The organism is Streptomyces sp. NPDC047002, from assembly GCF_040704505.1.
In the GTDB taxonomy this organism is placed as follows: domain Bacteria; phylum Actinomycetota; class Actinomycetes; order Streptomycetales; family Streptomycetaceae; genus Streptomyces.
Genome location: NZ_JBEYWC010000004.1, coordinates 86,694 through 111,441, shown reverse-complemented (window position 1 = coordinate 111,441; position 24,748 = coordinate 86,694). Strand labels below are relative to the sequence as shown.

Sequence of the window (24,748 nt, the reverse complement as noted above, 5' to 3'; positions counted from 1 at the left end):
GCCTGCCGGCCACCCGCCCCGGACACGTACCGGGCCCTTGCACGACGGTCTGCGGACCTGGTCGGAGCACGGCGTGACGTTGTACGAAGCGGCATTCCCCCTCGACCCGGAACGCGCCCTGCACGAGGTGCCCGAGCCGTGGACGTACCGCTACCGGCCGTCCGGTCCCGACCCGCGCGACGCCCAGGAGTACCGCCTCACCGTGTGGGGCCGCTGCCTGGCCTCCCCCGACGGTGCCTACCGCGAGCTTCGTCTGCCCGTGCACCGCCTGCGGGACCTGCCGCCCGACGGGTTCACCGCGGCCGTCGCCCTGGTGCTGGCCGAGGGCGCCCCCGGACCACCGCCGGAGCACGTACGCATCGTGGAGTTCGCGCTCTTCGACGGCCGTACGCGGGAACTCTTCGCGGGAAGCCGGGAAGAGGCGCGCGCCCGGTACCGCGAGCACGGCCCCGCTGCCCTGGCCGGCGTACTGGACGGACGGGAATACCGCCCGGGGTCCGCCTGTGGCGGATGTCCCTACCTGTCGGAGTGCCCGGCCCTGCGCACAGCGCCCGGGCTGCTGGGCATCGAGGCGCACGACCGGCCCCGCCGCTCCTGGTCGGTCACCAACGGGCGGGCCTACCGAGCCTGCCCGGCGCGTGACCATATGCGTCGGCTGCACCTGCCCACGGCGGATTCCGTCGAACGCGAGGTGACGGCCGAGCGCGGCCGGGCACTGCACGCCTACCTCGCCGAACGGCACGCCCACGGGTCGCCTCGGCCCTGCACGGTCGAGGTCCCCGAGGAGTGGGTACCGGAGGGATTCGACTTGCCCGCACACGAACGCGCACTCGGCGCCCGACTGTTGCGGCGGCACGCCGCGGTCTGTCCGCTGCGATACGTCGAGGACGGTACGGATGTGCGGACCGAGCCCCGGGTGGTCCGGCACGACACAGCCGCCGACGTGGTGGTCCTGGCCGCGCCCGACCTGCTCTACCGGGATTCCGGGTCATGGGTGTGGCGCGAGACCAAGACCTCCGTCACCGATCGGCGGTCCGACCGCCCCCTGCTGGAGAGGTATCCGCAGTTGGCCCTGGCCGTCGTGCTGATCGCCCGCGGTGACCTGGGCGGTGATCCGTTCCGCGCGCGGGTCGAGCTGGAGGTGCTGCGCCCCGGCGGCGCCGACTTGGAGATCATCGATCCCTTCGCCCCGGCCAATCGGGTCACCGCCGAGAAGGTACTGCGGGCGATGGTGGCCGACTGGCACGGGGACGACCAGTACGCGGCCCGGCCCGGACGCTCTTGCGAGCGGTGCGAAGTGGCCCGCTGGTGCACGGCGTCGTCCGTCAGCGAGGCCGCGGCATGAGGGCGGGGGCGGCCGGCCGGGCCGATCGGCCGGACGCCGGCGAGGCGCCCGAGGGCGTGGGCAGCGACCTCTTCGGCGAACTCGCCCGCATGGTGGCGGCTCTCTCCGAGGTCCAAGGGCTGCGCTCCTTCACCCTGCCCTATCCCGGCCTCGCCCAGCGGGCGCTGGATCACACGGTGATGCGCTGCCTCGATGCGGGGGAGGCGCCGCCGAGGAGTCTTCCGGAGCTGTGGGAGTGGTGCCGGACCAGGCCGTCCGACGACCCACTCTTCGCGGTCCCCTCCTCCCTGGTCTCGCCGGGCACCACGCTGGTGCACCGGGTCGGCCGGATGCCGACCCGGTCGTGTCTCGAGGTGGCCTCGCACGGACCGGACGGAGGCGTGGCAGGACACGCCCGCGCGCTCCTCGGGGACCTGCACGCGCGGAGTGGAACGGAGGAGCGCTACCGGCAATGCAGGGCGTTCCTGGCGCGTCACCCGGTCGTCCACCAGCAGGACCGCTTCGCGCCGGGTTGGAACAGGGCGGTCTGGAGCCGGGTCAAGAACCTCTACGGTCCGTTGCCCGAGTGCCTGCTCGTCGACGGAGACTTCCTGTACTGCCCCTTGTGCAGGCTCCCCGCGTTGCCCCGGGACAGTGCCGTGCCCGTACCCGGACCGTGCGGCACCGGCGCGGAATTCTGGTGCGAGGGGGAGGACTGCCCGCGCGACGCCCCTCCGCGGCTCATCCGTGAGCCGGATCAGGTGTGGATCCTGCAGCGCTCGCTGCGGTGGTACCTCGTATTGCCGCACCGCATCGACGAAGCAGCCCGGGAGGCACTGGAGCGCGCCGGAGTCGCGTACGAGACCCTGCCTGGTCTTCTGCCCGCCTACCGGTTCAGGGACACCGGCCCCCGCATCGTGGACATCCAGGTGTACGACCGCCTGCAGCCGGCGCTCCTCGCAGCCCATCTCACCGACAACACACCCCTCGCGGACCGCACCCTCGTCGTGGTCCCCGACGCGCTCGCCGGACGGGATGGCTACCGGCAGGCCTTCACCGACGCCCTTCCCGTGCTCCTGCGGGACCGGCTGGTGCTCACCACCCCCATGGACCTTGTGCCCGACCTGGGACAGGCCTGGCAAGAGGAGAAGGACGATGCGTAGCCTCACCCCGCCCTTGACCGACGTGTTCAACGCGCTCAAAGCATTTCTGGGGTCCTCCGTGCCCCAGCCCGCGCTGGAAGCTCTCTGCCAGGTCGAACTCGGCCTGTACCTCCAGCAGAAAATGATGCCGGGCAGCCCCGCGGGCAGCGCCTGGGTGCTGTTCAGCGGGTACGGGTTCGCCGAGGCGCACCGGGCACCGCTGCCATCCGATGCGGCGAAGACCCTGCGTATCGCCAGGTACTCACTGTGGACGCTGCGCCGGAGCCGTACCTGGCTCGAGGCGCTGGACACATACCAGAGGTTCGACCCCAGGGTGCGCGCCTACGACGTACCGGACGCCGAGACACCCGCTGCCCACCGCGACCTCTCCGTCGCCGGCGACCGCTTCTCCGTCTACGAACAACTGCTGCGTGCCGCACCGCCGCTGGCGGGCAGGCGCCTGCCGGTCGCGGGCCAGGGCCCGCACGCCTTCCCCGTCAGTCGCACTATGGCCGTCGTCGACCTGCCGCCCGTTCCCCGCATCCCCCTCGTCGCCCACGACATGGACCTGGAACCGGCCGGCGGCGGCGAGCCCTTGAGCTTCACCAGGGAGAGCCTGGAGCGCACGGCGGCGGAGATGGACACCCAGCACGCTCGCTTCGGCAAGGGCCGGGCTCCACGGTGGCTGGAGCGGCTACGGTCGTTCGACCTGTCCACCAAGGAAAACGGAACCTTCCACAAGGCGAGGAAGGACGAGGACTTCGCCTTCACGGTCGACGGCATCCAGCACCTGCTCGGCATCGTCGGCGCCGGCAAGAGCACACTGCGCGACATCATCGCCGTCCATCTCGCCAAGCTGGGCAAGCGCACCACCATCGTCGTCACCGATGTAGCGGAGGTGCTGAAGCTCGTCCGGCTCTACGACCTCTACACCGACGGCGCCGCCGCACCCGTGCTCGGCTCCTCGGGCCGTCAGCGGCACGCCCAGCGGTTGCACCGTCGGCTGGCGGGCCGGGGCGAGCACCGACTGCTCGCCCACGACGACCCCGCCTTCGCCTACCTCGGCACATCCTGCCTGCTCAACGTCAGACGGCAGGGCGCCACGTCAACGACCGAACCACTCGCCTACGGTGAGGCACCTTGCACTCGGCTCCGGCCCCCCTCGGCCCTGCGGCGTGACCCGAGCGACGGACGGCGCTCCGAGTGGCAGAAGAGGGTGACGAGCTGCCCGTACTGGTCTGCCTGTCCCCGGCACCATGGAGCTCGGACCCTGGTCGGCGCCCTGATCTGGGTGGCCACGCCGGCCGGACTGATCGACGCCTCGCCGCCCCGCCCTCAGAACGGCGAGCGCATCCGCTTCCTCGAACTCGCCTGCCGCCGTAGTGACCTCGTAATCATCGATGAGGCCGACCGCGTCCAGATGCAGCTCGATCAGACTTTCGCCCCCGCTGTGGTCCTCGCCAGCGACGAGGACAAGGGCCTCATCGACCAGCTGAGCCGGCACAAGATCCGGGAACTCGCGGCCGGCGGACGCACCCAGCTCTCTGAACGGGACGTCGAGACCTTCGCCGCTGCCCTCAACACCGCGGGCGCGGCCACCGACCGGCTGTACGCGATGCTCGTCGCCGGGTACGAGCTGCGCAAGTGGGTGCGGACGGGCTACTTCAGCGCCTGGACGCTCCAGCTGGGGCTTCTCGACGAACGCTACGAACTCCCCGACGACAGCGGTCAGGATCACCCTTATCACGCCCCCCGCGAGGCTCTCGGGAAACTGCTCGACGCGTTCCGGGACAATCCGTTTGGTGACCGTCTCCGTAGGACGGAGGAGGACTTCAGCCGACTGACCGCCCTCCTCAACGAACTGCTCCACACCGGCAACCCGGAGAACACTCGGCGCCGCCTCACCGAGGTCATGGACGAGGTCTTCGCCATCGACCCGAAGTACATGGCTGTCCGGCAGCGGAAGTACCAAGAGATGTACGACGAGTGGCGGCGCGAGGAGGAGGAACAAGAGAAGAAGCGCGGACGCCGCAGGAAGTCCAAGCCTCCGCCCCAGACTCCCGAGGAATGGCGGAAGCAACTCGCGGAGCGCTTCGAGTTCACACTGTTGCTCAGCGCCCTGGAACCACGGCTCGCCATGATCGACGCCATGTGGCCCCGCGTCGAGGCCGCCCTCAGCCTGGGCTTCAACACGATGTACCGCCGGCCGCTTGACTACGGCCCGATGGTGCCCGAGGCCCCGATGGGCAATGTGCTCGGCTTCCAGTTCCGGGTCCCGGGTGAGGACAAGGGCGGAGTCCGCAGTGGCGAACTGACCTTCTTCCGGTGCAGCGGCATCGGACGCGAGCTGCTGCGCGCCATCCCCGATCTCACCTCCGTCGACGGCAGGCCCGGTGCCCACTTGCTGCTCATGTCGGGCAGCAGCTGGGCGGGCGCGTCCAGCCGCTACCACGTCTGCGTCCCGGTCGGTGTGGTCATCGAACCGCCGGCAAAGGTGACCGAACGCATCGCCAACGAGAGCTCTATGCGCTTCGAGTTCATCGACGACGGCGACGAGAAACTGCGCATGTCGGGAACCCATCCGGACGACCGCCCGGAGAAGTTGCGCCGCATCGCGTGCCATCTTGGTGAGGGCGGAGACGAGTACGAGGTCAGTGAAGGTGGTCCGCTCCAGCAGGAGTTGCTCTCTCTTCCTCCAGGGCGCGACCAGATCCTTCTGCTGGTCGGCAGCTATGCCGAGGCACGTGTGGTGGCCGACACACTGCACAACCTCAACGTCCGCTGGCGCAACAAGGTGCTGTGCCTGGTGTCGGACGACGAGGAGATCACCGCGGAGGACGAGGCGCCGTCCGCCTACCACGCCCGATCACTGCGCCGGGGCGACGTCGAGCACCTGAAGGACCTCGAGGCGGACATCCTGGTGGCGCCCTTGCTCGCGCTGGAACGCGGCCACAACATCCTCAACGAGGACGACGAGGCGGCCATCGGCACGGTCTACTTCCTGGCACGGCCCCATCCGCACCCAGAGGACCTCCACCTGGCCGTCAATGCCGTCAACGACTGGGTCGTCCGCGCCGTCACCGGCGGTGACTTCGCCACCCTGGTACAGGGAAAACCCACCGTCGAGGAAGGAGCGGAGGAGTTCCGCCGCCTCGCCCGTTCGTACTGGTACCAGGTACTCGCCCGTTCGATGGCGTGGAGCCGTCTCCACGACGATGTACGGGAACAGGTCACCTGGGACATGCTGGTCCTGTTGTGGCAGGTGATCGGGCGACTGGTACGCGGTGGCGTACCGGCCCGGGTGGTCTTCGTCGACGCCGCCTTCGCCCCCAACCGCGGCGCCGTGCCGGCGCGGCCCGACACCCCCGAATCCAGTCTGCTGCACAGCGTCCTCGCCGTCCTGGACCCGTATTTCGACGGCGGTACGACGGCCGCGGAGGAGCAGTTCATCGTCCGCGCCCTGTACGCGCCACTGCGCAGCATGCTCACCCGCCTGCTTGCCGCCGTACCCGCCCATCCGTAAGCGCCGAACCCCTGTCCCAGGAGGTAATTCCGTGTACCACCACATTCGCGTTGCGGCCTACGAACCCGACCCGCTCCACGGACCCTGGCGGGAGGAGATGAAAGTGCTGCGGCTCGGCGAGGACGTGCACGCCGAGCTCACCGGGATGCATGCCGAGGCGAACAAGAACTCCGTCCACCCCCACCGGCTCCCCGTGCGCAGGCTCAACTCCCTGCTTCAGGCGATGGCGCCAGGCGTCATCGCGACCGGCCGCAACGCCGGGACGGATGGCCGTCTGCCGTGGCTCTACGCGCGGGAAGCCGTCCCGCCGGGTGTGCTGGCCCCGGTGGTAGGAGCTTGGGCGGCGGGAATGCACCGGGAGGACGACGACTCGGAGGGTGCCGATCTCGAGGAGAGGCTCCGTGCCGGTGACCCGGCCGAGACGGTACGTCTGCCCCACTGGGAGACGGAACCGGTCGACCTCGCCGAGAGCGTGCTCTCGGCGGGCGGAACCGCCGAACCCGCCGCGCGACTCTACAGCCTGCTGCCCGAGTGGATCGCCTTCCGGCTGGCCGCCCGGACGTTCCGCACGGGCGGCATCACACTCCACTTCCGCGTCGAGAGCTCGGGTGACGGCGCGCGACTTGTCTCTTGGCCGCCTCAGCGATACGAGCGCCGACGGCAGACCTGGTACTACTCGGCCTGCCTCACCATCACCGTCCACACAGTGCCGTTCGCCCCGCGGTTCCGTGTCCATGTGTCCACCCAGGTACGCCGGTGGGTCACCCGACTGGACGTATGTCCCCACCAGCTCGGCGGTACGACCGTCCTGCTCGACGCTCCACTGCCGTGGCCGGAAGGGCCGGACCGGGGCCACCGGCTGATGGTGAACACGCTGGGTTACGACCGGCGGTCGAAGGAACTGGCCTGGCGCCGGCACAGCCCCGCACCGCTCGTGCCCGAGCTGGACATCGTGCGCAACTATCCCCGGCCCGAAGCGCTCTTCTCCGACCCCGAACGCTGGATCAACGGTTCCGGGGATGTGGCCGCCGGCATCGTCTACCACCCGTCGATCGGCCCGCACGAGGTCGGACCCGGGCTGATGCCACGGGAGCGGGCGGATCTGGACGCCTGGGTCGAGGAAGGTCTGCGCCCCCTGCTGAGCCGGGTGCCCGACCTCACGCGCGTCTCCCGGAGCAACACACCCTCCCTGCTGCCCCGTTCCGGCGCCCGGCGCGTCCCGGGCGTCCGCGACGCCCAGCTGGCTCTGCAACGGCGGGTGGCGCTGACACGCGCACTGAACGGCTGCCCCCTGGAGATCGACGTCTTCTGGCAGTCCCCGGAAACCCGTGCGGCACTGCTCGCCGAGCTGCCCAAGCTCATTGGTCTTCCCGCCGGGCAGCAAGTGCCGTCAGCCGACGGGGAAACCTGGCAGTGGCAGTGCGAGGGGGTCGACATCCGCGTCCGGGCCAGGCCCGCGGGACCCTTGGCTGACGCCCTGCCGGCCACCCGAGCCCGCGGGCGCCTCAGGGCCGTCCGGCTGGCCGAGGCCATCGAAGGGCGCTGCGGGCTCGTCGCGGACCGGGCGGACCCGCTCCTCGGCGGGACCGGAGTCGTGATCACGGAGATCGCCGGCAAGGAGCGCTTCGCTGCCGTCCCGGACTCCGACCCCAAGCACGCGCTGCGCATCGCCTGGGCACGGCAGGGACGGCTGACCCAGTTCGTGAACTCGCCCGACGACACCGACAGCGCTCTGGAACACCGGGCCAGATGGGCCTGGCTGGACGCCTTCCGGCAGCTGGGCGCGATCAGCCCGCCCGCCCATCGGGTGGGAGCCGGCATTCCGGGCGACCTTCAGTACGCGGCGCTCTGGCTCGTACGCCACACCAGGAAGGGGCCAACGCGATGCCCCGTCCACCGGCTGGTGGCGGTGCGGGTGCGCCCCGGGGACGGACCGGGCGTCATCGAGGGGTGGGATGCAGAACGAGCCGAATGGGTGCCGTATCCAAGGCTGTTGCTGCTGCTCTCCCAGGCAGGGGGACCGGCGGCGAGCGGCGGGAAGGAGACCGGCACGGGGAAGTTCGTCGATGACTCGGCAGCCCCGGGAGGATCCCAGCCCGCTGCCCGCCCGGGCGTGGAACAGGACAGGCAGCGGGAGACCGAGCGGCAGATCCGGGCACTGCTCTTCCAGCTCCGCGACCGCCCGACGCTGCTGCTGGCGGACGCCGGCAATCTGCGCCAGTGCTGGCCTGGCCTGCGCAACGGTGCACTGGACCGCGACACGCTCGGCTTCGGGGCCGAACCCGCTCAGCGGCACACGCTCTACGGCCACGACCTGCGGGTGCTGCTCGTACGGGACGCCAACGCCCGGGGTGAAGTGGCGGAGTGGTACGCCCACGACACCGAGGATGGGGTCGGCTTCGCTGAAGGTGTGTGGGGGACGGCGGATACGGAGGGCCGTGTCTTCGCGAGTACGGCCTCGAAGCCGCACACGGTGGCGAAACTGCCGAAGGGGCTCATGAAGCTGGTGCCCACGGCACAGGGCCGGACAGCGCCCGGGAAGACCGCGTGGAACCCCGGGCAACTGGAGATCACGGTGCTCGGCTGTCTGTCGGAGAAGGCGCTGACGGACTCGGGGCGTGCGGGTGACCCGCCCGACCGGCCGGCGGAGTGGGCAACGCTCACGCACCAGCTGCGTTACCACGACGACTACCCGCCGCTCGCCCGGCCTCTCCCGCTGCACTGGGCGCGTCTCGCCGGTGAGTACGTGCTTCCGGTGGCCGGAACGAAGTAAGCGGCGGAGTACGTCATCCGCTTCCTGAGCGAGGTGCCGCCTGCATGAGACGGTCCAAACGATCGACGCCGCTAAGAATCGATGCTTCCCTCGTGCGGGTGCCGAAGCCTGCACCTGACCACGGTGGACGACGTCTGGTGCACTCCTTGCTGGGGGCACTGGGCGTCATTGTTTTCTCCGCCGTGACGCTCGTTCGACGCTCTTCGCGCCTGGTGGCTCCAAGGCGGAGACGAGAGACTTCACCTGACCTGCGGTTTTCTCTGGGCCCACCCGGGTGACATGCTTCCGATGACCCGCCACATGGAGTGCGTGGCGATCCTGGAGCCGGTCAAGAAGCGGCGCTGAGCTGTGGGGTCTGTCCGGTCGGTCAGGTGCGGAGCCAGATGACGAGGGCCCCGGCGGTGACGGGGCCGAGGCAGACGTAGCCGCGTTTGTCGTATCGCGTGGCCACGGTCCGCGACTGTTTCAGTTTGTTGATGGCCCGCTCTGCGGTGTTGTGTTTCTTGTAGCGCTGCTTGTCGAAGCCGGATGGCCGCCCGCCGCGTGATCCTTTGCGGCGGGCGGTCTGGCTGTCGGTCTTCTCCGGGATGGTGTGGCGGATGCCCCGACGGCGCAGGCTGTGTCGGATGAAGCCCTGCGCACGCGGCTCCGCGGCCGGCTCAACCAGCGCCGGCGGTTGCGGAGAGGCCACGTCACGCACGTCCGCGTCGGCCAAGCTGGGGCGAGGGCGGCCAGGAAGGGAGCACGGCCCCAGGTTCAGGAGGCCACCCGGACCACAGACTTCCCCGGCCCCGGGGCGCTCTGTTGGGCAATCATCCAAGGCACCTCCTCAAAGTCGTGCACCCGGCCCACCGGTGTCGTGATCGCGGCCTTGGCCGCCAGGTCGGCCAGACGGCTCCATACCAGGGCCTCCGCCTCCGGGTCCTCGTTCGGAGTCGCCAGTACGCCAACGGCTGCATAGTTGCGCACCACCATGTCCATCGGATCAAGTGCGACCGGTGCGCCGCTCGCGAGGCCGATCATGGCGATACGCCCGTTACGTGCCAGGCTCTTCACCGCGGTGGCCGCCGTGTCGCCGCCCACTGGATCGTAGATCAGGTCCACACCCTGCCCGCCGGTGATCTCGGCGATCCGGGCCGTCAAATCGTCCGTTCGACGGTTCACCACATGGTCCGCGCCGAGCCCGATGCAGAATTCGGTTTTCTCGCGGCTGCCCGCGACGGCGATGACCGTCGCGCCGAGAGCCTTGCCGAGTTGCAGAGCGGTAGCGCCGCTGCTGCCGGCGGCGCCGAGGATGAGGAGGGTCTGCCCGGACTGCACAGGGGCTCGCTCGACAAGCCCCGCATAAGCGGTACGGAAGCCGATGGGGAACCCGCCTGCCTGCTCGTCCGTCATGCCGTCGGGAATCCGGATCGCGGAATTCTCGCGGACGTATGCGTATTCGGCATACCCGCCCCACCCTTGCAGGAACGCGGTAATGCCAGTGATGTGGTCACCGACCGAGAATCGCGAACCCGGTGCCACGGCGACGACCTCTCCTGCTGCCTCTTCACCAAGACCGAAGGGAGGGGCACCCAGCAGGGGAAAGTGGCCGCCCGTCATCATGAGGTCCGGGAATCCGGCCCCCGCGGTCCGCACCCGGATGAGGACCTGTCCGGCCGGCGGTTCAGCCCACGTCATCTCCTGTAGCTCGGCCGCATCCTTCGGCTCACCGAACCTCACCACACGCCACGCACGACCAGTAAACATGTCACTCCCACCTTGATGGTTTGCGATTCGGTATTCACGCGGCCGCGCCTAAAGCGCCAGTGATGCAGGATCCTGCCGCCTGACCTGATTCACTCATGCGAGCGCTGCGCCGGTTGGGCTCGGGGACGGGCGCCGAAGGCCGGCCGGCGTGCGGGGATCATCGCAGTGCCGCCTGGGCGAGGCCCCACAGGCGGTCGGCGTTGCCGGGGTCGAGGGCGTGCGCGGCGACGCCGTCCCCGGCGCCGTCGATCGTGACGGGTGATTCCTGGTTGTCTTCGAAGTAGCGGCCGCTGACTCCTTCCAGGAGGGGTGAGGCGGCGAGCAGGACGCTCGTGGCCGCTCCCTGGCGGGGGTTCTTGTAGTGGGGCTGGTCGATACGGTTGCCGTTCTCGTCGGCGGCTCCCATCGCTTGCAGGGTCTGCAGGTCGAGGTGGCGCGACAGTCCGGAGTTGATCCAGCCGGGCATGAGCGCGTTGGCGGTGATCCCGTCGTCGGCCCATCTGCGGGCGATGCCCACGGCCATCAGCACGTCGGCGGTCTTGGAGCGGCCGTAGGCGACCCAGCGGTCGTAGGGGGTGCGCTCGAAGTGGGGGTCGTCGAAGTCGAACGGGTGCGGGCGGTGGGCGCCGGAGCTGACGGCGACGATCCGCGCCGCCCCGGCCTGCCGCAGGGCAGGCAGGAGGCCGGTGGCCAGGGCGAAGTGCCCGAGGTGGTTGGTCGCCAGTTGCATCTCCCAGCCTTCGGGGCTGCGACTGAGGTGGGGCAGGGCCATGACGCCGGCGTTGGCCACCAGGGCGTGCAGGGGCCCCTCCCAACTGCGGGCCAGCTCGTGGACGGTGGCGAGATCGGCGAGGTCGAGCCGACAGACCCGGACCTGCCCGGTCCATTCCTCGTGGTGCGCGCGGTCGGTGAGCGCGGCAGCGGCCGCCGGGTCGCGGACCGCGACGGTCACCTCGGCGCCGGCCCGCGCCAGCGCGGCGGCGGTCTCGGCTCCGATCCCGGACGCGCCCCCCGTCACCAGCATCCTCTTCCCCGCCAGGTCGACTCCGGCGATTACGTCGTCTGCGGTGGCCTTCGGCCCGAACGGGGTGCTGAGCAGCTCAGGCATTGCCCACACCCGCCGTCCGGGTCGCTCGGCTCAGGTGCTCGATGATGGCGTGCATCTCGGCCGGCAGGTCGCCGGGCTTGCGGGCGGTGAAGAACGGGCCGTCGTGGACCACGGCCTCGTCGACCCAGGTGCCGCCTGCTGCCGTGACCTCCTCGGCGACGCCGTACCACGAGGTCAGCCGCCGCCCGTCGGCCAGGCCCGCGCTGACCAGGACCTGCGGGCCGTGGCAGACCAGCCCGACGGGCTTGCCCGCGGCGGCGAACGCCCGCACGAAATCGAGAGCGGCGGGCAGTTCACGCAGTTCCAGCGGGGCGTGTCCGCCGGGCACGTACAACATGAGGTAGTCGGCCGGGTCGACAGCCGAGAGCGCGGTGGTCTGCTGGAGTTTCATCCCGCGGGCCGCGGTCAGCTCCCCACCGGACGGGGTGATCACCTCGACCTCGTACCCGGCCTCGGTGAAGCGGTAGTACGGGTAGAAGAACTCGACGTCCTCGACCACGTCGGCGGTCAGCACCGCGACGCGCCCCTTGGAGGGCACGGCGGGAGGGACGGCCGCACGGTTGTCGGCGGGACGGTCGGTGGCGGCGTCTGTCATGGCTTGCTCCTTCGCGTCTTTCTCTTGACTTGTCCACGGTAGGCGCCTCCGATTAGGCTTCTGGCTATCATGAGTACCGTGGATCATATAGATCGTCCATATGGCGCGGATCTCCCCGATACCGTCGACCCTCTAGAGGATGTTCTCGCCCTCATCGGGGCACGGGCGGAGCGCGCCGCCACACTCACCGGGCGGGGGGAGTGGTCCCTGCGCTTTCCTCCGCCCGCGGGGGCGAAGTTCAACGCCGTACTCGAGGGCTCCTGCTACCTCACCTCGGACGTACTGGAGCACCCGCTCACTCTGCGCGCAGGTGACACGTTCCTGCTGACCAGGCCCCAGGAGTTCACCCTCTCCACCGTGCCGCACCTGCCCGCGCAGGCCGCCTCACCCCTCTTCCGCGCCACCCGCGACGACGCCGCGGTGACCGGTCCTCCCACGCAGCCGGTCACCGCGCGGCTGGTGGGCAGCAGCTTCACCTTCGGCCGACAGGCCCGCACCCTGCTGCTGGACGCCCTCCCGCCCGTCATCCACCTGCCCGCCCACGCCGACGGCGCCTCGATGGCCCCCCATGTGCTGACCCGCATCGACCACGAGACCCGCACCCGCCGTCCGGGCGCCAACCCCGTGACCGAACACCTCGCCGTCGTCCTGCTCATCGACATGATCCGCCACCACTTGAGCCACCACACCGGCGGTACCGGCTGGCTCCACGGCCTGAACGACCCCGTCGTCGCCACCGGGCTCCGCGCCATCCACACCGACCCGGCGCACCACTGGACAGTGCGGCTCCTGGCCGACACCGCCCACGTCTCCCGTTCCGCCTTCGCCACCCGCTTCAAAAGGACCGTGGGACAAGGACCTCTCGAGTACCTGACCCGCTGGCGCCTCGAAATGGGAGCCCAACGCCTGGCGACCACGGAGCAGACCATCGCCGCCATCGCGGACTCCGTCGGATACGGCTCCGAAGCAGCCTTCTCCCTCGCCTTCAAACGCGAACTGGGCAAACCACCCGGCGCCTATCGCAGAAAGGCACGCCAAATCAGGCAGGCGTGACAGCGACCCATCGGCCACGCCAGACGCCTTCGCCGAGAAGCGGGGAGGGGGCCGGGGCCGCGGCGGGGCCGGGCAGGATGTGCGCGGCGCCGGCGAACAGCGCCTCGCGGGCGTGGTCGTAGGCGTCGTCCCGGCGGGCCTGCGGGGAGGAGGCCATGAGGCCGGTGTGGAAGACGACGGGCTCGATGAGCGTCACGTGGACGGTGTAGGCGGTGACCTCGGCGGCGAGCGACCGGCTCAGTGCTTCCAGGACACGTGGAGGCGTGGTAGAGGCCGAGCGACGGGTAGGCGACGACGCCACCGGGGGAGGAGACCTGCAGGATCAGGATGCGGCCGCCGCCGCGCTCGCGCATACCGGGCAGGACGGCCCGGGTGGTCCACCTTCAGCCTTGCTTCGTGAGACATGTTTCCGATGACACATCACGCGGAGTGTGTCGCGATCCTCGAACCGGTCAAGTAGCGGCGCTGAGCCGCGGTCCTGCCGAGGATGCGAGCGCTGAACCGGCGGGGGCCGGTCAGAGGACGGTCACGGTGCGGTCGTCGATGAAGTCCCAGTCGTACGCGATGCCGAGGCCCGGTGCGTCCGGGACGGCCGCGTGGCCGTCGACGATGTCGATGCCGTGCGCCAGGCCGAAGTCGTTGTCCGCCAGCGGGTAGAGCAGCTCCAGGTACGTGCAGTTCGTGAGCGCCGAGACGCACTGGAGGTTCACCAGGTCGAGCGCGTGGTAGACGCACGTGTGCAGTTCGCAGCGCATGCCGAACGCGTCGGCCAGGGACGCGGTCTTCATGACGTCGGTGATGCCGCCGCGCCAGGACACGTCGGTGCGCACGGCGTCGACGAGGCCCTGGGCGATCGCCTGCGAGGTGCCGCGGTGGCCGCCGGCGAGCGTCTCGGTACCGACGACGGGGATGTCCAGGGCGGCCGTCAGCTTCTGCTGGCTCAGCCAGTCGACGTCGTGGACCGGTTCCTCCAGCCAGCGGTAGCCCAGCCGTTCGAGCGCGCGCCCCGCGGTCAGCGCCTCCGCGTAGGTGTAGGCGCCGACCGGGTCGACCATGAGGGCGAAGTCGGGCCCGACCTCCTCGCGGACCGCCGCGTAGACGGCGAGGTCCTCGTCGAGCCGGCCGCCGGGGTGGATCTTGTAGCCGCGGAAGCCGGCCGCCTTGGCCTCGCACGCCTGCGCGACGTAGGCGTCCTCGCCCTGCGGCAGGAACATCGAGCTGACGTACACCGGGACGGTGTCGCGCGCCCGGCCGAGCAGCCGGGACACCGACCTGCCTGCCTTCTTGCCGATGATGTCCCAGCTGGCGTTGTCGAAGGGGCCGTAGGCGTAGATGGGCGACAGCGTCCAACTGCGGTCGAAGCGGCGGAAGTCGTACTGCGCGCGCTCCCGCTCGAAGACGTCGCGGCCGAGGAAGAACTGCTTGACCGGCACCATCGCCTCGCCCGCGGCGCGCGGGTTGAAGGTGGAGAAGGCGAACGACGTGCCGGTCACCCCGTCCCCGGTCTCCAGGGTGAGCACCACGAACGGCGGACGGCTCCCCCCGGGGAGCGCCGACGAGGCGCGCACGTCGTCAGGGGCGCTGTCGCCGCGGCAGACCCGGATCTCGATGCGCCTGATGGTGTCCGCGCCCCCGCCGCCTGCCGGGGCCGCTGCCGCGGATGTCGTTGCGTTCACGCCGTCGCTCCTGTTCTCGCTGTCGTGCCGGGTGTCCCACCGGCTGTCGTGCCGGGCGTCGCGCCGGCCCCTTGCCGCGCCGCGCCCCCGTCGGGCGATGCTCCCCGCTCCCCGGGGCCGGTGTGCGCGGGCGCGCCGACGCCCCCTGTACGGACGCCGGTTCAGCGCCCGAGCCAGCCGCCGTCGACCGCGAGCACCGTGCCGGAGACGTAGGCCGCCGCGGGCCCCGCGAGGAAGACGGCCGCGCCCGCGATGTCCTCGGCGCTTCCCCACCGTCCGGCCGGGATGCGCTCCAGGATGGCGCGCGAGCGCACCGGGTCCTCGCGCAGGGCCGTGGTGTTGTCGGTGGCGATGTAGCCGGGCGCGATCGCGTTGACCGTCACCCCCTGCCCCGTCCACTCGTTGGCCAGGGCCCTGGTGAGCCCGGCGACGGCGGACTTGGACGCGGTGTACGCCGGGACGTTGATGCCGCCCTGGAAGCTCAGCAGGGACGCGGTGAAGATGATCCGCCCGGCGCCCCGCTCGACCATCCGGCGGGCCACGGCCTGGGTCAGCACGAACTGGCTGGACAGGTTGACTTCGAGGACCGTGTCCCACGAGTCGAGCGGGTAGTCGAGCGCCGGGGTCCTGGCGATCGTGCCGGCGTTGTTGACCAGGATGTCGACGGGCTCGGGACGCTCGGCGACCAGCTGCGCGAACCGGGCCACCGCCCCCCGGTCGGCGAAGTCGACCCGGTGCGCCTCGAAGCGCCTGCCGAGCGCCTCGACGCTGCGCTGCACCTCGCTGCCGCGGGGCTCGATGCCGGACGAGACGCCGATGATGTCGGCCCCGGCGCCGGCCAGCCCCTCGGCGATGGCGCGTCCGATGCCGCGGTTGGCCCCCGTGACCAGCGCGGTGGAGCCGTGCAGTCCGAAGTCGGTGCTCACGCCGCCACCTCCCCCGCGACGTCCACCAGTACCTTCAGCGCCTCTCCCGTGGCGAGCGAGGCGAACGCGTCCGCGGTCCCCTCCAGCGGGACGACCGCGGTGATCAGCTCGTCGGCGGGGACCGCGCCGCGGCCGAGCAACGCCGCCGCGGTCTCGAAGTCGCGCCGCTCGTACACCCGCGCGCCCAGCAGGGTCAGCTCGCGCCAGAACACCCGGTGCAGGTCGACGGGGCGCGGCTGCCCGTGGATCGCGACGACCGTCAGGCGGCCGCGCACCTTCACGAGCGAGGTGGCGCCGAGCACGGCGGCCGCCGCGCCCGACACCTCGAACACCGCGTCGGCGCCCGCTCCGCCCGTCCACTCCTCGACCCACGCGACCTGGTCGACCGCGGCCGGGTCGACCGTCTCGAAGCCGAGGGCCGCGGCGCGCCCGCGGCGCCCCCGGTCGATCTCGACGACCGCGACCGAGGCCCCGAACTCGCGGGCGACGGTGGCGACGAGGACCCCGATGGGGCCCCCGCCGATGACCACGACACGCTCGCCGTAGCGCACGTCCGCGCGGCGCACGTCGTGCACGGCGACGGCGACCGGCTCCACCAGCGCGCCGTGCCGGAGCGAGAGCCCGGCGGGGAGCGGGACGACGCAGCGGGCCGGCACGTTCCACAGCTGCTGGAGGGCGCCGGGCGAGTCGATGCCGATGAAGGTCAGGTGCTGGCAGATGTGCTCGTTGCCGGCCAGGCAGGCGGGACAGGTGCCGTCCCAGTCGAGCGGCATGACGGTCACCGGGTCGTCCACACACGCCCCGCCTGCCCCCGGCCCGACCGCGGCGACGGTGCCGGACATCTCGTGGCCGAGCACGGCGGGCGTGGTCACCCGGGCGTCCATGTCGCCGTGCAGGACGTGCAGGTCGGTCCCGCACAGGCCGACGTAGGCGACCGCGATCTGCACCTGCCCGGGCCCGGGCGGCGCGGGGGTGCGCTCGATGGTCTCGATGGTTCCTTCGCCGGTGTAAGCGGCTGCGCGCATGGTGGGTTCCTTTGACGTCGGTGCGGCTGACATCGGTGCGGCGGGGGACGGTGTGACCGGCGGCGGTGCGGCCGGGGCCGGTGCGACCGTGGCCGGTGCGACCGGGGCCGGTGCGACCGAAATCGGTGCGACTGCCCCGCCCACCGCCGGCTCAGAGGACGCCATGGTCGTCCCACACCTCGCCGATCGTCCTGCCGGACAGCAGCTCCTCCAGCACCGTGGACTCGGTGGCGGCCCGCTGGTTGGCCCGCTCGACGGCGGCCGCCTCGACCCCGGCGGGGACGACGACGATGCCGTCGTCCTCGGCCACCACGAGGTCGCCTGGAGCGATCCGCACACCGGCGCAGACGACCGGCTGCTGGGCGGCGGCGATCCGCATACGCCCCCGGTAGTCCAGGGGCCGGGTGCCGAGCGAGAAGACGGGGAAGCCGAGGGCCTCGACCTTGCCGCGGTCCCGGGTGTAGCTGTCGCAGACCACGCCGACGGCGCCCTGGCCGAGCGCGGCCGCCGAGAACAACTCGCCCCAGTACGCGGTGCGTTCGTCGCCACCGGTCGCGACCACCACGACCTCGTCCCGCCGGACCCCGGCCATGAAGTCGATGAACGGCCGGTACGGGTCGGGCTCGGCGTACACCTCCTCGGCCGGGCGGGTCACCGGCTCGAACCGGATCGTCCTGGCCCGCCCGACGACGCGGAAGCCCTTCCGCAGGGGGCGGACGCGGCCGTCGAGCACCTGCCCCCGCACTTGGAGCGAGTCCAGCGAGTCGGACAGCTGCGCCGCGGTGACCCGCTCGTCGAGCGGGGGCAGCCCGCGGTGGGGCGCCGGGTCCTGCCGGTCGTCGGTGATGGCCACAGTTCGTTGCTCCTTAACGTTGCCGCGGCACGCCCCGCGTGCCCCCGCCGGTTGCTCACCGTAGGCGGCGACGAAAGACCCGTCAAGGAAATTGGCCCGACCAAAAGCTATAAACATCTCCAGTGCGCTGCTAACGTGACCGGCGATCCGCCATATTGGTCGGTCCAATCCGAGGGCAGGTTCCAGAGGAGAGTGAGTGCAATGACGCACGCGGACACCCCCGCCCACAGCGCCGCGGCACGGCGCAGCAGCATCAGATGGCGGCTGGCCGTGCTGGCGGGCGTCGGTGTGGTCATCACGAACGTCGACCGGTCCGCGATCAGCGTGGCACTGCCGTACATGAGCAAGGACCTGCACATCTCGTCGGTGGCGCAGGGATTCGTCCTCGGCTGGTTCTTTCTCGCCTACGCGGCGTTCCTGCTGCCGGTCGGCTACCTGGTCGACAAGCTGGGCGCGCGCCTCGCCTACGGCGTGGGCGCGATCGTCTGGGGCGTGGCGACCGTGGCCACCGCGGCCGTTCAGGGCGTGGGCGCCCTGATCGGCCTGCGGCTGCTGCTCGGTGCCGGCGAGTCGACCCAGTACCCCGCGTGCACGAAGGCGACGAACGAGTGGTTCCCGCGCCGGGAGCGCACCACGGCCACCGCCGTCTGGGACATCGGCGCCCGCGTCGGCGGCGTCGTCACCCTGCCGCTGATGTCCGGGATCATCGCCTGGGCCGGCTGGCGCACCGCGTTCGTGATCATCGGCGCCCTCGCGCTGCTCTGGTCGGTCGGCTGGATCGCCGAGTACCGCACCCCGCAGGCGCACCGGCGGGCCAACCGCGCCGAGCTCGACCACATCGCGAACGACCGGGACCCCGCGGAGCCGGCCGGGGCCGGGCAGGTGCGGTGGCTCGACCTGTTCCGCAGGCGCGCGACCTGGGCCATGGTCATCGGGTACTTCTGCTTCAACTACGTCGCGTACTTCTTCATCACCTGGTTCCCCACCTACCTGGTGGAGGCCCGCCACTTCAGCCTGCTCACGCTGGGCGTCTTCGGCGCGATCCCCGGCATCGTCGCCGTCCTGAGCGAGCTGGCCAGCGGGTTCCTCCAGGACCGGCTGATCCGTGCGGGGCGCGATGTGAACGCCGTCCGCAAGGGGTTCATCGTCTCCGGCATGCTGGTCTCCAGCCTCATCGCGATCGCCGTCGTGGCGCCCAACGCCGCCACCGCGCTGCTCCTGCTGAGCGTCAGCTACGGGGCACTGCTGATCGGCGGCCCCTCGCTCGGCACGTTCCCCAGCGAGTTCGCGCCGACCGCGCGGCACATCGGGTCGCTGGCCGGCATCCAGAACTCGGCGGGCAACGTCGCGGGGTTCCTCGGCCCCGTGGTGACCGGCGCCCTCGTCGCGGCGACCGGCTCGTTCGTGCCGCCCCTGGTGATCACCGGGGCGCTGGCCGTCGTCGGCGCCGTCAACTACATCGCGTTCCTCCCCGCCGTCAGGCACCGCAGGGCGGCGGCGCCCGCGCAGCCGGTGGCCACGGCCGACTGACCGGCGCGCGGCGGCCGGGCCACCACAGATGAGACCCGGCCCGTTCAGTAGACTTGCCGGCACGCGGACCCCGGGGGCCGGCGGCGCGCAAGCGGGGAGGAGTCGATGGTGGCAGACAGCTCCGGCGGCGCCGCCGACGGCTCGTCCGCGGTGGACGCGGTGGTCGCGAAGCTCAAGCTGATGATCACCTCGCAGCAGCTCAGGGAGAACGACAGGCTGCCGCCCGAGCGCCAGCTCGCGGCGGAGCTGGGCGTCTCGCGCAACACCATCAGGGAGGCGCTCGCCACCCTCGCCCGGATGGGCCTCGTCGAGGTCAAGCGCGGCTCGGGCGCCTTCGTGCGCAACGTCGCGTCGACGTCGCTGCTCGAAAGCATGGCCTTCATGGTCGAGGTGTCGCCGACCGAGCGGCTGCTCGAATACCTCACCATCCGGCGCATCGTCGAGGCGGAGACGGCGGCCCTCGCGGCCGTGCGCATCACCGACGACGAGGTGGCGAGGCTGGAGTCCTGCGTCGGGCGCATGTCGCCGCCCGGCGACGCGGCCGAGCACACCGAAGAGGACCTGGCGGCCGACATCGAGTTCCACGCCGTCCTCAACGCCGCAGCGCGCAACCCGGCCCTGGAAGCGCTGGGCACGGCCCTGAACAGCATGACCTTCCGCGTCCGCATCGCCGCCGGCATGTACCGCACCAGCGGCGGCGCCGTCGGGACGCGCGGCGAGCACGAGGCGATCCTCGCCGCGGTCCGCGACCGGGACCCGTCCCGGGCCACCACGCTGGCCGCGGCCCACGTCATCGCCGTCGAGACGGCCCTGCGCGCCGCGCTCGACGAGGACGGCGCCGGCGTCGCGCCCTGAGGCTGACGGTACCGGCGGGGACGTGCGGCGCCCCGGAGGGCGACGCGGTGCGACGCGGCGCGGGACCGGCCCGTGCCGCACGCTCACGGCCCGTGGCGCACACCCGCGGCATGTGCCGCTCCCGCACGCCTTCCACCGACACCCTCCGTCGACAGGAATTGGTCGGGCCAAAGTCATGGAGTTTCGCGATACCCGGCACTAACCTCCCTCTTGAGGGCACTTTTGGCCCTGCCAATAATCCTGGTGTCGGACCGCCGGAACGCCGGAACGATCGACCAGGACCGCCACAGGGAGAACCATGAGGATCAGGTCCATACGCTCCGTACTGCTGAGCCACGACAACTCCGGCCATCCGCCGCTGGAGTGGGTGGGCGGCCGGATCTGGGCGTGGAACGCGGCCCTGGTGGAGGTCACCACGGAGGCCGGCGCCCGGGGGCTCGGCGAGGTCTCCCAGTCGACGATGGCGGCCGAGGCCGTGCCCGGGCTGCTGAGCGCCTTCGAGCCGTACCTGCCGGCCGGCGAGTTCCGCGCCGTCGACATCGGCGACCACCTGCGCGCGTACACCCGCTTCTGGGCCCGCGGCGGCATCGCCTCCGGTGTCGTCGCCGCGATCGAGATGGCCTGCCTGGACGCGGAGGCGCGGGAGGCGGGCGTGCCGCTCTGGCAGCACCTGGCAGAAGACCCTGCCGCCGTGCCCGAGACCGTGCGGGGCTACGCGAGCGGCGGCCTCGGTGTGACCCACGAGCAGATCCGCGCGTGGGTCGGCGAGCAGGAGGACGCGGGCTTCGGCATCGTGAAGATCCGCGCCATGCGCGACCCGCAGACCACCGTGGACCTCCTGGAGTACCTGGCCCGGCGGCTGTCCCCCGGCACGAAGGTCGCCCTCGACCTGGTGCAGGGCTGCTCCTCGCACCCCTGGCGGGTCGATGACGCCGTCGCGGTCGGCCGCGCCTTCCAGGACACCCTGCCGTACGGCTGGTTCGAGGAGCCGTGCGCGGCCGAGGACATCGCGGGGTACGCGGCCGTGACGCGCGCCCTGGACGTACCGGTCTCGGGTGTGGAGAGCTACAGCGTCATCCAGGACTTCGAGCACCTCATGGCTGCCGACGGCGTGCGGGTGGTGCAGCCCGACGTCGGCATGATCGGCGGCTTCGCCGACTTCCGGCGCGTCGTCGAGCAGTCGAGGGTCCGGGGCCTGGACGCCATCCCGCATGTGTGGGGCAGCGGCGTCCAGTTGCTCAACAGCACCCATGTCGCGTTCGCCCTCGGCATGCCGCTGGTCGAGGTGTGCACCCTGCGCAACCCGCTGCGCGAGGCGACCCAGGCGGCGCCGTTCCCGATCCGCGGCGGCACCATCGCCCGCGCGGACCTCTCCGTGCCCGGCAGCGGCGCCCTCCTGACTCCCGAGATCGAGGAGGAGTTCGCGTTCATCCCCGCCCTCGGCATGAAGATCGGCCCGGGCACCGGCGGCGCCTGACCCTCGCACGGCCCGGAGCCGCCCGCACCGCCCTCAGGCCGTGCCGCACCGAAGGACGTGCGGCCGGCGGCCCCGCGGCGGCGGTTCCCCGGCAGCCCCCGCCGACGCGGAGCGAGCCCCTGCCGTGGGAGGGCCCTGGAAGACTGTCCGCATGAGTACGGAGCAGCGCGCGATCCTCGTCATCGGCATCGGGGCCGGCGATCCCGACCACCTGACCCTTCAGGCCGTGAAGGCGATCCGGCGGGCCGACGTCTTCTTCATCGTCGGCAAGGGACCGCACAAGGCGTCCCTGACCGACCTGCGCCGCCGGATGATCGAGGAGCACGCGCAGCGCCCGTACCGTCTGGTGGAGGTCGAGGATCCCGGCCGCGACAGGCGTCCGATGGACCGCTCCGGCTACACGGCGGCCGTCGAGGACTGGCGCGAGCGGCGCGGCGGGATCTTCGCGAGGGCCATGCGCGAGGAGATGGCGGCAGGTGAGACGGGGGCGTTCCTCGTCTGGGGCGATCCGTCCCTGTACGACAGCACGCTCGGCATCCTCGGGGACATCGAGGACCGCGGCGCGCTCTCCATGAGCGTCGAGGTGATTCCCGGCATCACCAGCGTCGCCTCCCTGACCGCACGCCACCGCATCCCGCTCAACCAGGTGGGCCGCCCGGTGCACATCACCCCGGCGCGCCGCCTCGCCGACGTCGCCCAGAACGACGACGGCGACATCGTCGTCATGCTCGACGCGGACGAGTCGTTCAGCCGGGTCGAGGGCGACGACGTATGGATCTACTGGGGCGCCTACCTCGGCACCCCGGACGAACTCCTCGTCGCCGGGCCGCTCCACGAGGTCGCCGACCGCATCCGGCGGGTCCGCGCCGAGGCCCGCGAGCGGCACGGCTGGATCATGGACACGTATCTGCTGCGGATCGCGGAAGGGCCGGCGCGAGCAGCCGCGTCGGTGCCGCCAGGGGAGACGGGCGGGAGCGGCGGGAACGTCGCCTGACACCCGCCGCGTCGCCGACTCGTCCTGCATGTGCTCGGCGTCGAGGAACACACCGCCCTCGCGCGGCAGGCAGGCCGGCACGCCGTGGAGGCGGACCGGCGGCCCGGTGTCCGGCCGGTGCAGGACGGTGGCCCCGGCGCCGGGGCACCGGTGCGGCACCCGGTCCGTGACGGCAGCGGTGCAGCGGGCCGGGCCAGCCCACGCCGGGCCGGGCCGGGCCAGCCCACGCCGGGCCGGGCCGGGCCAGCCCACGCCGGGCCGGGACGCGCGGCGCCGGGCCCGCCACCGCCTCGACCGTGCCGATCACGGCCCGGAAGCGCTCCTCCCCGGCCGGTTGAAGGGACCGGGCTCCTGCCGACGACCGCCCGTGCGTCACAATGAGCACACGAGGCGACGGAGACCAGGAAGCCGGTGCGAATCCGGCGCGGTCCCGCCACTGTGACCGGGAAGCGACCCTCCCGCACGCCACTGCCCGCGCGAGCGGACGGGAAGGCGGAGGCGAGCGACGATCCGGGAGCCAGGAGACTGACCCGTCGCCGGTCCGCCAGCAGGGGCGAGGACACCCCGGAGAGGATCGATGTGACGACGCATGCCCGAACAGGGCCGGAAGGGCGCAAGGAGCCGGGCCGACGCGGGGTACTGGCCGCCTCGGGCGCGATGGCGCTCGCCGGCACCGGCCTGCTCACCGGTTGCGGCGGCGACACCAGGGACGGGGGAGGCGGCGACCGGTTCCGCGCGGCGTTCACCTCCGGCGGCTCCCAGGAGACCCTGGACCCGCACGTCGCCCCGAACTTCGTCGACCAGGCCAGGGCCAAGGCGCTCTACGACACGCTCGGCACGTACGCGGACGACATGTCGGTGCGCAAGCGGCTCGCCGAGTCCTGGGAGAGCGGCGCCTCCGGCACCCGCTGGCGCATACGCCTGCGCACGGCACGGTTCCACGACGGCAAGCCGGTCACCGCCGAGGACGTCCTCTACAGCTACCGCCGCGCCGCCGACCCCAAGACCGGATCGCCCTCGCAGGTCCTGCTGTCCGCGATCGACTTCACCGCGAGCAGGGCCGACGGCGACCGCTCCGTCGTCCTCGTACTGAAGGCGCCGAACTTCGAGTTCCCCACGGTCTTCGCGGGCCCAGGCACCGAGATCATTCCGGCGGGCACGACGGAATTCCGCAAGCCGGTCGGCTCCGGGCCCTTCACCTACGTGTCGTTCACCCCCGGCGGCACCGCACGCTACCGCGGCTGGGCTGACCACTGGGACGGCGCCCCGCACATCGCAGAACTGGAGATCGTCCCCGCCGACGAGGAGGCGGCACGGCTCAACGCCCTGCTGTCCGGCCAGGTGCACTACGGCGCCGACATGGCCGGAGCGTCCGTGGAGCGGCTGAAGAACAACAGCTCCATCCGCCTGCTCACCGCGAAGCGGGCCACTGCGCAGCAACTGCTCCTGCGCACGGGGCGCACGCCGTTCGACGACCCCCGCCTGATCCGCGCCGTGCAGCTGGGCATCGACCGCGAGGCGCTGGTCCGGATCGCGCTCGCCGGGCACGGCGAGGTCGGCAACGACCTGTTCGGGATGGGCCTGCGCGGCTACCCCGACGGTCTCCAACCCCGCAGGCGAGACGTCGACGCGGCCCGCACACTCGTGAGGGAGGCCGGCGCGGAGGGGCTGCACATCACGGTGGAGACCAGCTCCGTGGACGCCGCCTGGGAGCCGGCCGCGGACCTGATGGCGCGCCAGCTGCGCGAGATCGGGCTGCGGCTGACCGCGAACACCCGTGCGTCGAGCACGTACTTCAGCGAGATCAAGACGCACGGGGTGGCGGCCTTCAACACCACCTCGACACTGCCGGTCTCCGACTTCCTGCAGCAGCGGGTGCGCGGAGGCGCCGCGCGCAACCAGACGCAGTACTCCTCGAAGAGGTTCGACGCGCTGCTCGACCGGGCCCGCACCAGCCGTGACGAGGCGGAGCGGCTCGGGTTGCTCGCACGCGCCCAGAGGATCGCCCGCGACCAATCCGGGCTTCTGGTGTGGGCGTTCTCCGATGCCAACGATGCCGTCGCCCGTTCGGTCGGCGGCCTGCGTGCCGCGCCGCCGAACTCGCACGACTGGGCCCGTTTCGACCGGGTCCGCGTCGGCTGACGC

Annotated in this window: 18 protein-coding genes, 1 pseudogene and 1 riboswitch; of the genes and pseudogenes, 10 read left to right on the top strand and 9 right to left on the bottom strand. The window is 71.7% G+C overall.

What is annotated here, in order from left to right; translation table 11 throughout:
• Positions 1-73 precede the first annotated feature (73 nt).
• Genes AB0910_RS06295 through AB0910_RS06280 form a run of 4 tightly spaced genes read left to right on the top strand, consistent with a single transcriptional unit; the run spans position 74 to position 8,762 of the window.
• Positions 74-1,345 (top strand): PD-(D/E)XK nuclease family protein, encoded by a 1,272-nt coding sequence (locus AB0910_RS06295; RefSeq protein ID WP_366743367.1) that lies wholly within the window; start codon positions 74-76, stop codon positions 1,343-1,345.
• A gap of 56 nt (positions 1,346-1,401) precedes the next feature.
• A complete protein-coding gene (locus AB0910_RS06290; protein ID WP_366743366.1) occupies positions 1,402-2,487 on the top strand; it encodes a hypothetical protein in 1,086 nt (361 codons plus the stop codon).
• On the top strand, positions 2,480-5,989 hold the full coding sequence (locus tag AB0910_RS06285) for a hypothetical protein (protein ID WP_366743365.1): 3,510 nt from the start codon (positions 2,480-2,482) through the stop codon (positions 5,987-5,989). The genes AB0910_RS06290 and AB0910_RS06285 overlap by 8 nt, the downstream gene beginning before the upstream one ends.
• A gap of 31 nt (positions 5,990-6,020) precedes the next feature.
• Positions 6,021-8,762: a DUF3962 domain-containing protein gene (locus AB0910_RS06280; RefSeq protein ID WP_366743364.1), complete on the top strand. Its 2,742-nt coding sequence runs from the start codon at positions 6,021-6,023 to the stop codon at positions 8,760-8,762.
• 367 nt (positions 8,763-9,129) lie between these two features.
• Here the strand turns inward: AB0910_RS06280 and AB0910_RS06275 are convergent.
• The 4 genes and pseudogenes from AB0910_RS06275 to AB0910_RS06260 all read right to left on the bottom strand — a co-directional run.
• A pseudogene (locus AB0910_RS06275) lies at positions 9,130-9,378 on the bottom strand (IS5/IS1182 family transposase); the annotation flags it as partial.
• Between the two features lie 140 nt (positions 9,379-9,518).
• On the bottom strand, positions 9,519-10,511 hold the full coding sequence (locus tag AB0910_RS06270; protein WP_366743363.1) for an NADPH:quinone oxidoreductase family protein: 993 nt from the start codon (positions 10,509-10,511) through the stop codon (positions 9,519-9,521).
• A 157-nt stretch (positions 10,512-10,668) separates the two neighbouring features.
• Positions 10,669-11,619 carry an SDR family NAD(P)-dependent oxidoreductase gene (locus tag AB0910_RS06265; protein ID WP_366743362.1) on the bottom strand — a complete coding sequence of 317 codons (951 nt, stop codon included), beginning with the start codon at positions 11,617-11,619 and terminating at the stop codon, positions 10,669-10,671.
• Positions 11,612-12,214: a type 1 glutamine amidotransferase domain-containing protein gene (locus tag AB0910_RS06260; RefSeq protein ID WP_366743361.1), complete on the bottom strand. Its 603-nt coding sequence runs from the start codon at positions 12,212-12,214 to the stop codon at positions 11,612-11,614. Before AB0910_RS06260 ends, AB0910_RS06265 begins: the two co-directional genes overlap by 8 nt.
• 69 nt (positions 12,215-12,283) lie before the next feature.
• Here AB0910_RS06260 and AB0910_RS06255 point away from each other — a divergent pair, with 69 nt between their 5' ends.
• The gene (locus AB0910_RS06255; RefSeq protein WP_366743360.1) at positions 12,284-13,267 is read left to right on the top strand and encodes an AraC family transcriptional regulator; all 984 of its coding nucleotides are present in this window, start codon (positions 12,284-12,286) and stop codon (positions 13,265-13,267) included.
• Here AB0910_RS06255 and AB0910_RS06250 read toward each other — a convergent pair.
• From AB0910_RS06250 to AB0910_RS06230, 5 genes are all read right to left on the bottom strand, one after another.
• Positions 13,254-13,463 carry a hypothetical protein gene (locus AB0910_RS06250; protein WP_366743359.1) on the bottom strand — a complete coding sequence of 70 codons (210 nt, stop codon included), beginning with the start codon at positions 13,461-13,463 and terminating at the stop codon, positions 13,254-13,256. The two genes, AB0910_RS06255 and AB0910_RS06250, sit on opposite strands and share 14 nt — an antisense overlap.
• Positions 13,464-13,782: 319 nt before the next feature.
• A complete protein-coding gene (locus AB0910_RS06245; RefSeq protein ID WP_366743358.1) occupies positions 13,783-14,943 on the bottom strand; it encodes an enolase C-terminal domain-like protein in 1,161 nt (386 codons plus the stop codon).
• Positions 14,944-15,104: 161 nt separating this feature from the next.
• Positions 15,105-15,869: an SDR family oxidoreductase gene (locus tag AB0910_RS06240; RefSeq protein WP_366743357.1), complete on the bottom strand. Its 765-nt coding sequence runs from the start codon at positions 15,867-15,869 to the stop codon at positions 15,105-15,107.
• Entirely contained in the window at positions 15,866-16,894 is a 1,029-nt protein-coding gene (locus AB0910_RS06235; RefSeq protein ID WP_366743356.1) for an alcohol dehydrogenase catalytic domain-containing protein, read from the bottom strand. Before AB0910_RS06235 ends, AB0910_RS06240 begins: the two co-directional genes overlap by 4 nt.
• A 151-nt stretch (positions 16,895-17,045) precedes the next feature.
• A complete protein-coding gene (locus tag AB0910_RS06230) occupies positions 17,046-17,747 on the bottom strand; it encodes an RraA family protein (RefSeq protein WP_366743355.1) in 702 nt (233 codons plus the stop codon).
• A 201-nt stretch (positions 17,748-17,948) separates the two neighbouring features.
• Between AB0910_RS06230 and AB0910_RS06225 the strand changes: the two genes are divergently transcribed.
• From AB0910_RS06225 to AB0910_RS06205, 5 genes are all read left to right on the top strand, one after another.
• Positions 17,949-19,277 (top strand): MFS transporter, encoded by a 1,329-nt coding sequence (locus AB0910_RS06225; protein WP_366743354.1) that lies wholly within the window; start codon positions 17,949-17,951, stop codon positions 19,275-19,277.
• A gap of 108 nt (positions 19,278-19,385) precedes the next feature.
• Complete coding sequence (locus AB0910_RS06220; protein ID WP_366743353.1) at positions 19,386-20,132, top strand: FadR/GntR family transcriptional regulator; 747 nt, start codon at positions 19,386-19,388, stop codon at positions 20,130-20,132.
• 298 nt (positions 20,133-20,430) lie between these two features.
• Complete coding sequence (locus AB0910_RS06215) at positions 20,431-21,609, top strand: enolase C-terminal domain-like protein (protein WP_366743352.1); 1,179 nt, start codon at positions 20,431-20,433, stop codon at positions 21,607-21,609.
• Positions 21,610-21,760: 151 nt separating this feature from the next.
• Positions 21,761-22,603, top strand: a complete 843-nt coding sequence (cobF, locus tag AB0910_RS06210) for a precorrin-6A synthase (deacetylating) (RefSeq protein WP_366743351.1) — start codon at positions 21,761-21,763, stop codon at positions 22,601-22,603.
• A 399-nt stretch (positions 22,604-23,002) separates the two neighbouring features.
• Positions 23,003-23,131: riboswitch (cobalamin riboswitch) on the top strand.
• A gap of 51 nt (positions 23,132-23,182) precedes the next feature.
• Positions 23,183-24,745, top strand: a complete 1,563-nt coding sequence (locus AB0910_RS06205) for an ABC transporter substrate-binding protein (RefSeq protein WP_366743350.1) — start codon at positions 23,183-23,185, stop codon at positions 24,743-24,745.
• Positions 24,746-24,748: the final 3 nt, after the last annotated feature.

Bases quoted from the DNA above. Each gene is read 5' to 3' on its own strand.
- AB0910_RS06285 (WP_366743365.1), top strand. From the start codon at position 2,480: ATGCGTAGCCTCACCCCGCCCTTGACCGACGTGTTCAACGCGCTCAAA.
- AB0910_RS06270 (WP_366743363.1), bottom strand. From the start codon at position 10,511: ATGTTTACTGGTCGTGCGTGGCGTGTGGTGAGGTTCGGTGAGCCGAAG.
- AB0910_RS06265 (WP_366743362.1), bottom strand. From the start codon at position 11,619: ATGCCTGAGCTGCTCAGCACCCCGTTCGGGCCGAAGGCCACCGCAGAC.
- AB0910_RS06260 (WP_366743361.1), bottom strand. From the start codon at position 12,214: ATGACAGACGCCGCCACCGACCGTCCCGCCGACAACCGTGCGGCCGTC.
- AB0910_RS06255 (WP_366743360.1), top strand. From the start codon at position 12,284: ATGAGTACCGTGGATCATATAGATCGTCCATATGGCGCGGATCTCCCC.
- AB0910_RS06235 (WP_366743356.1), bottom strand. From the start codon at position 16,894: ATGCGCGCAGCCGCTTACACCGGCGAAGGAACCATCGAGACCATCGAG.
- AB0910_RS06225 (WP_366743354.1), top strand. From the start codon at position 17,949: ATGACGCACGCGGACACCCCCGCCCACAGCGCCGCGGCACGGCGCAGC.
- AB0910_RS06215 (WP_366743352.1), top strand. From the start codon at position 20,431: ATGAGGATCAGGTCCATACGCTCCGTACTGCTGAGCCACGACAACTCC.
- cobF (WP_366743351.1), top strand. From the start codon at position 21,761: ATGAGTACGGAGCAGCGCGCGATCCTCGTCATCGGCATCGGGGCCGGC.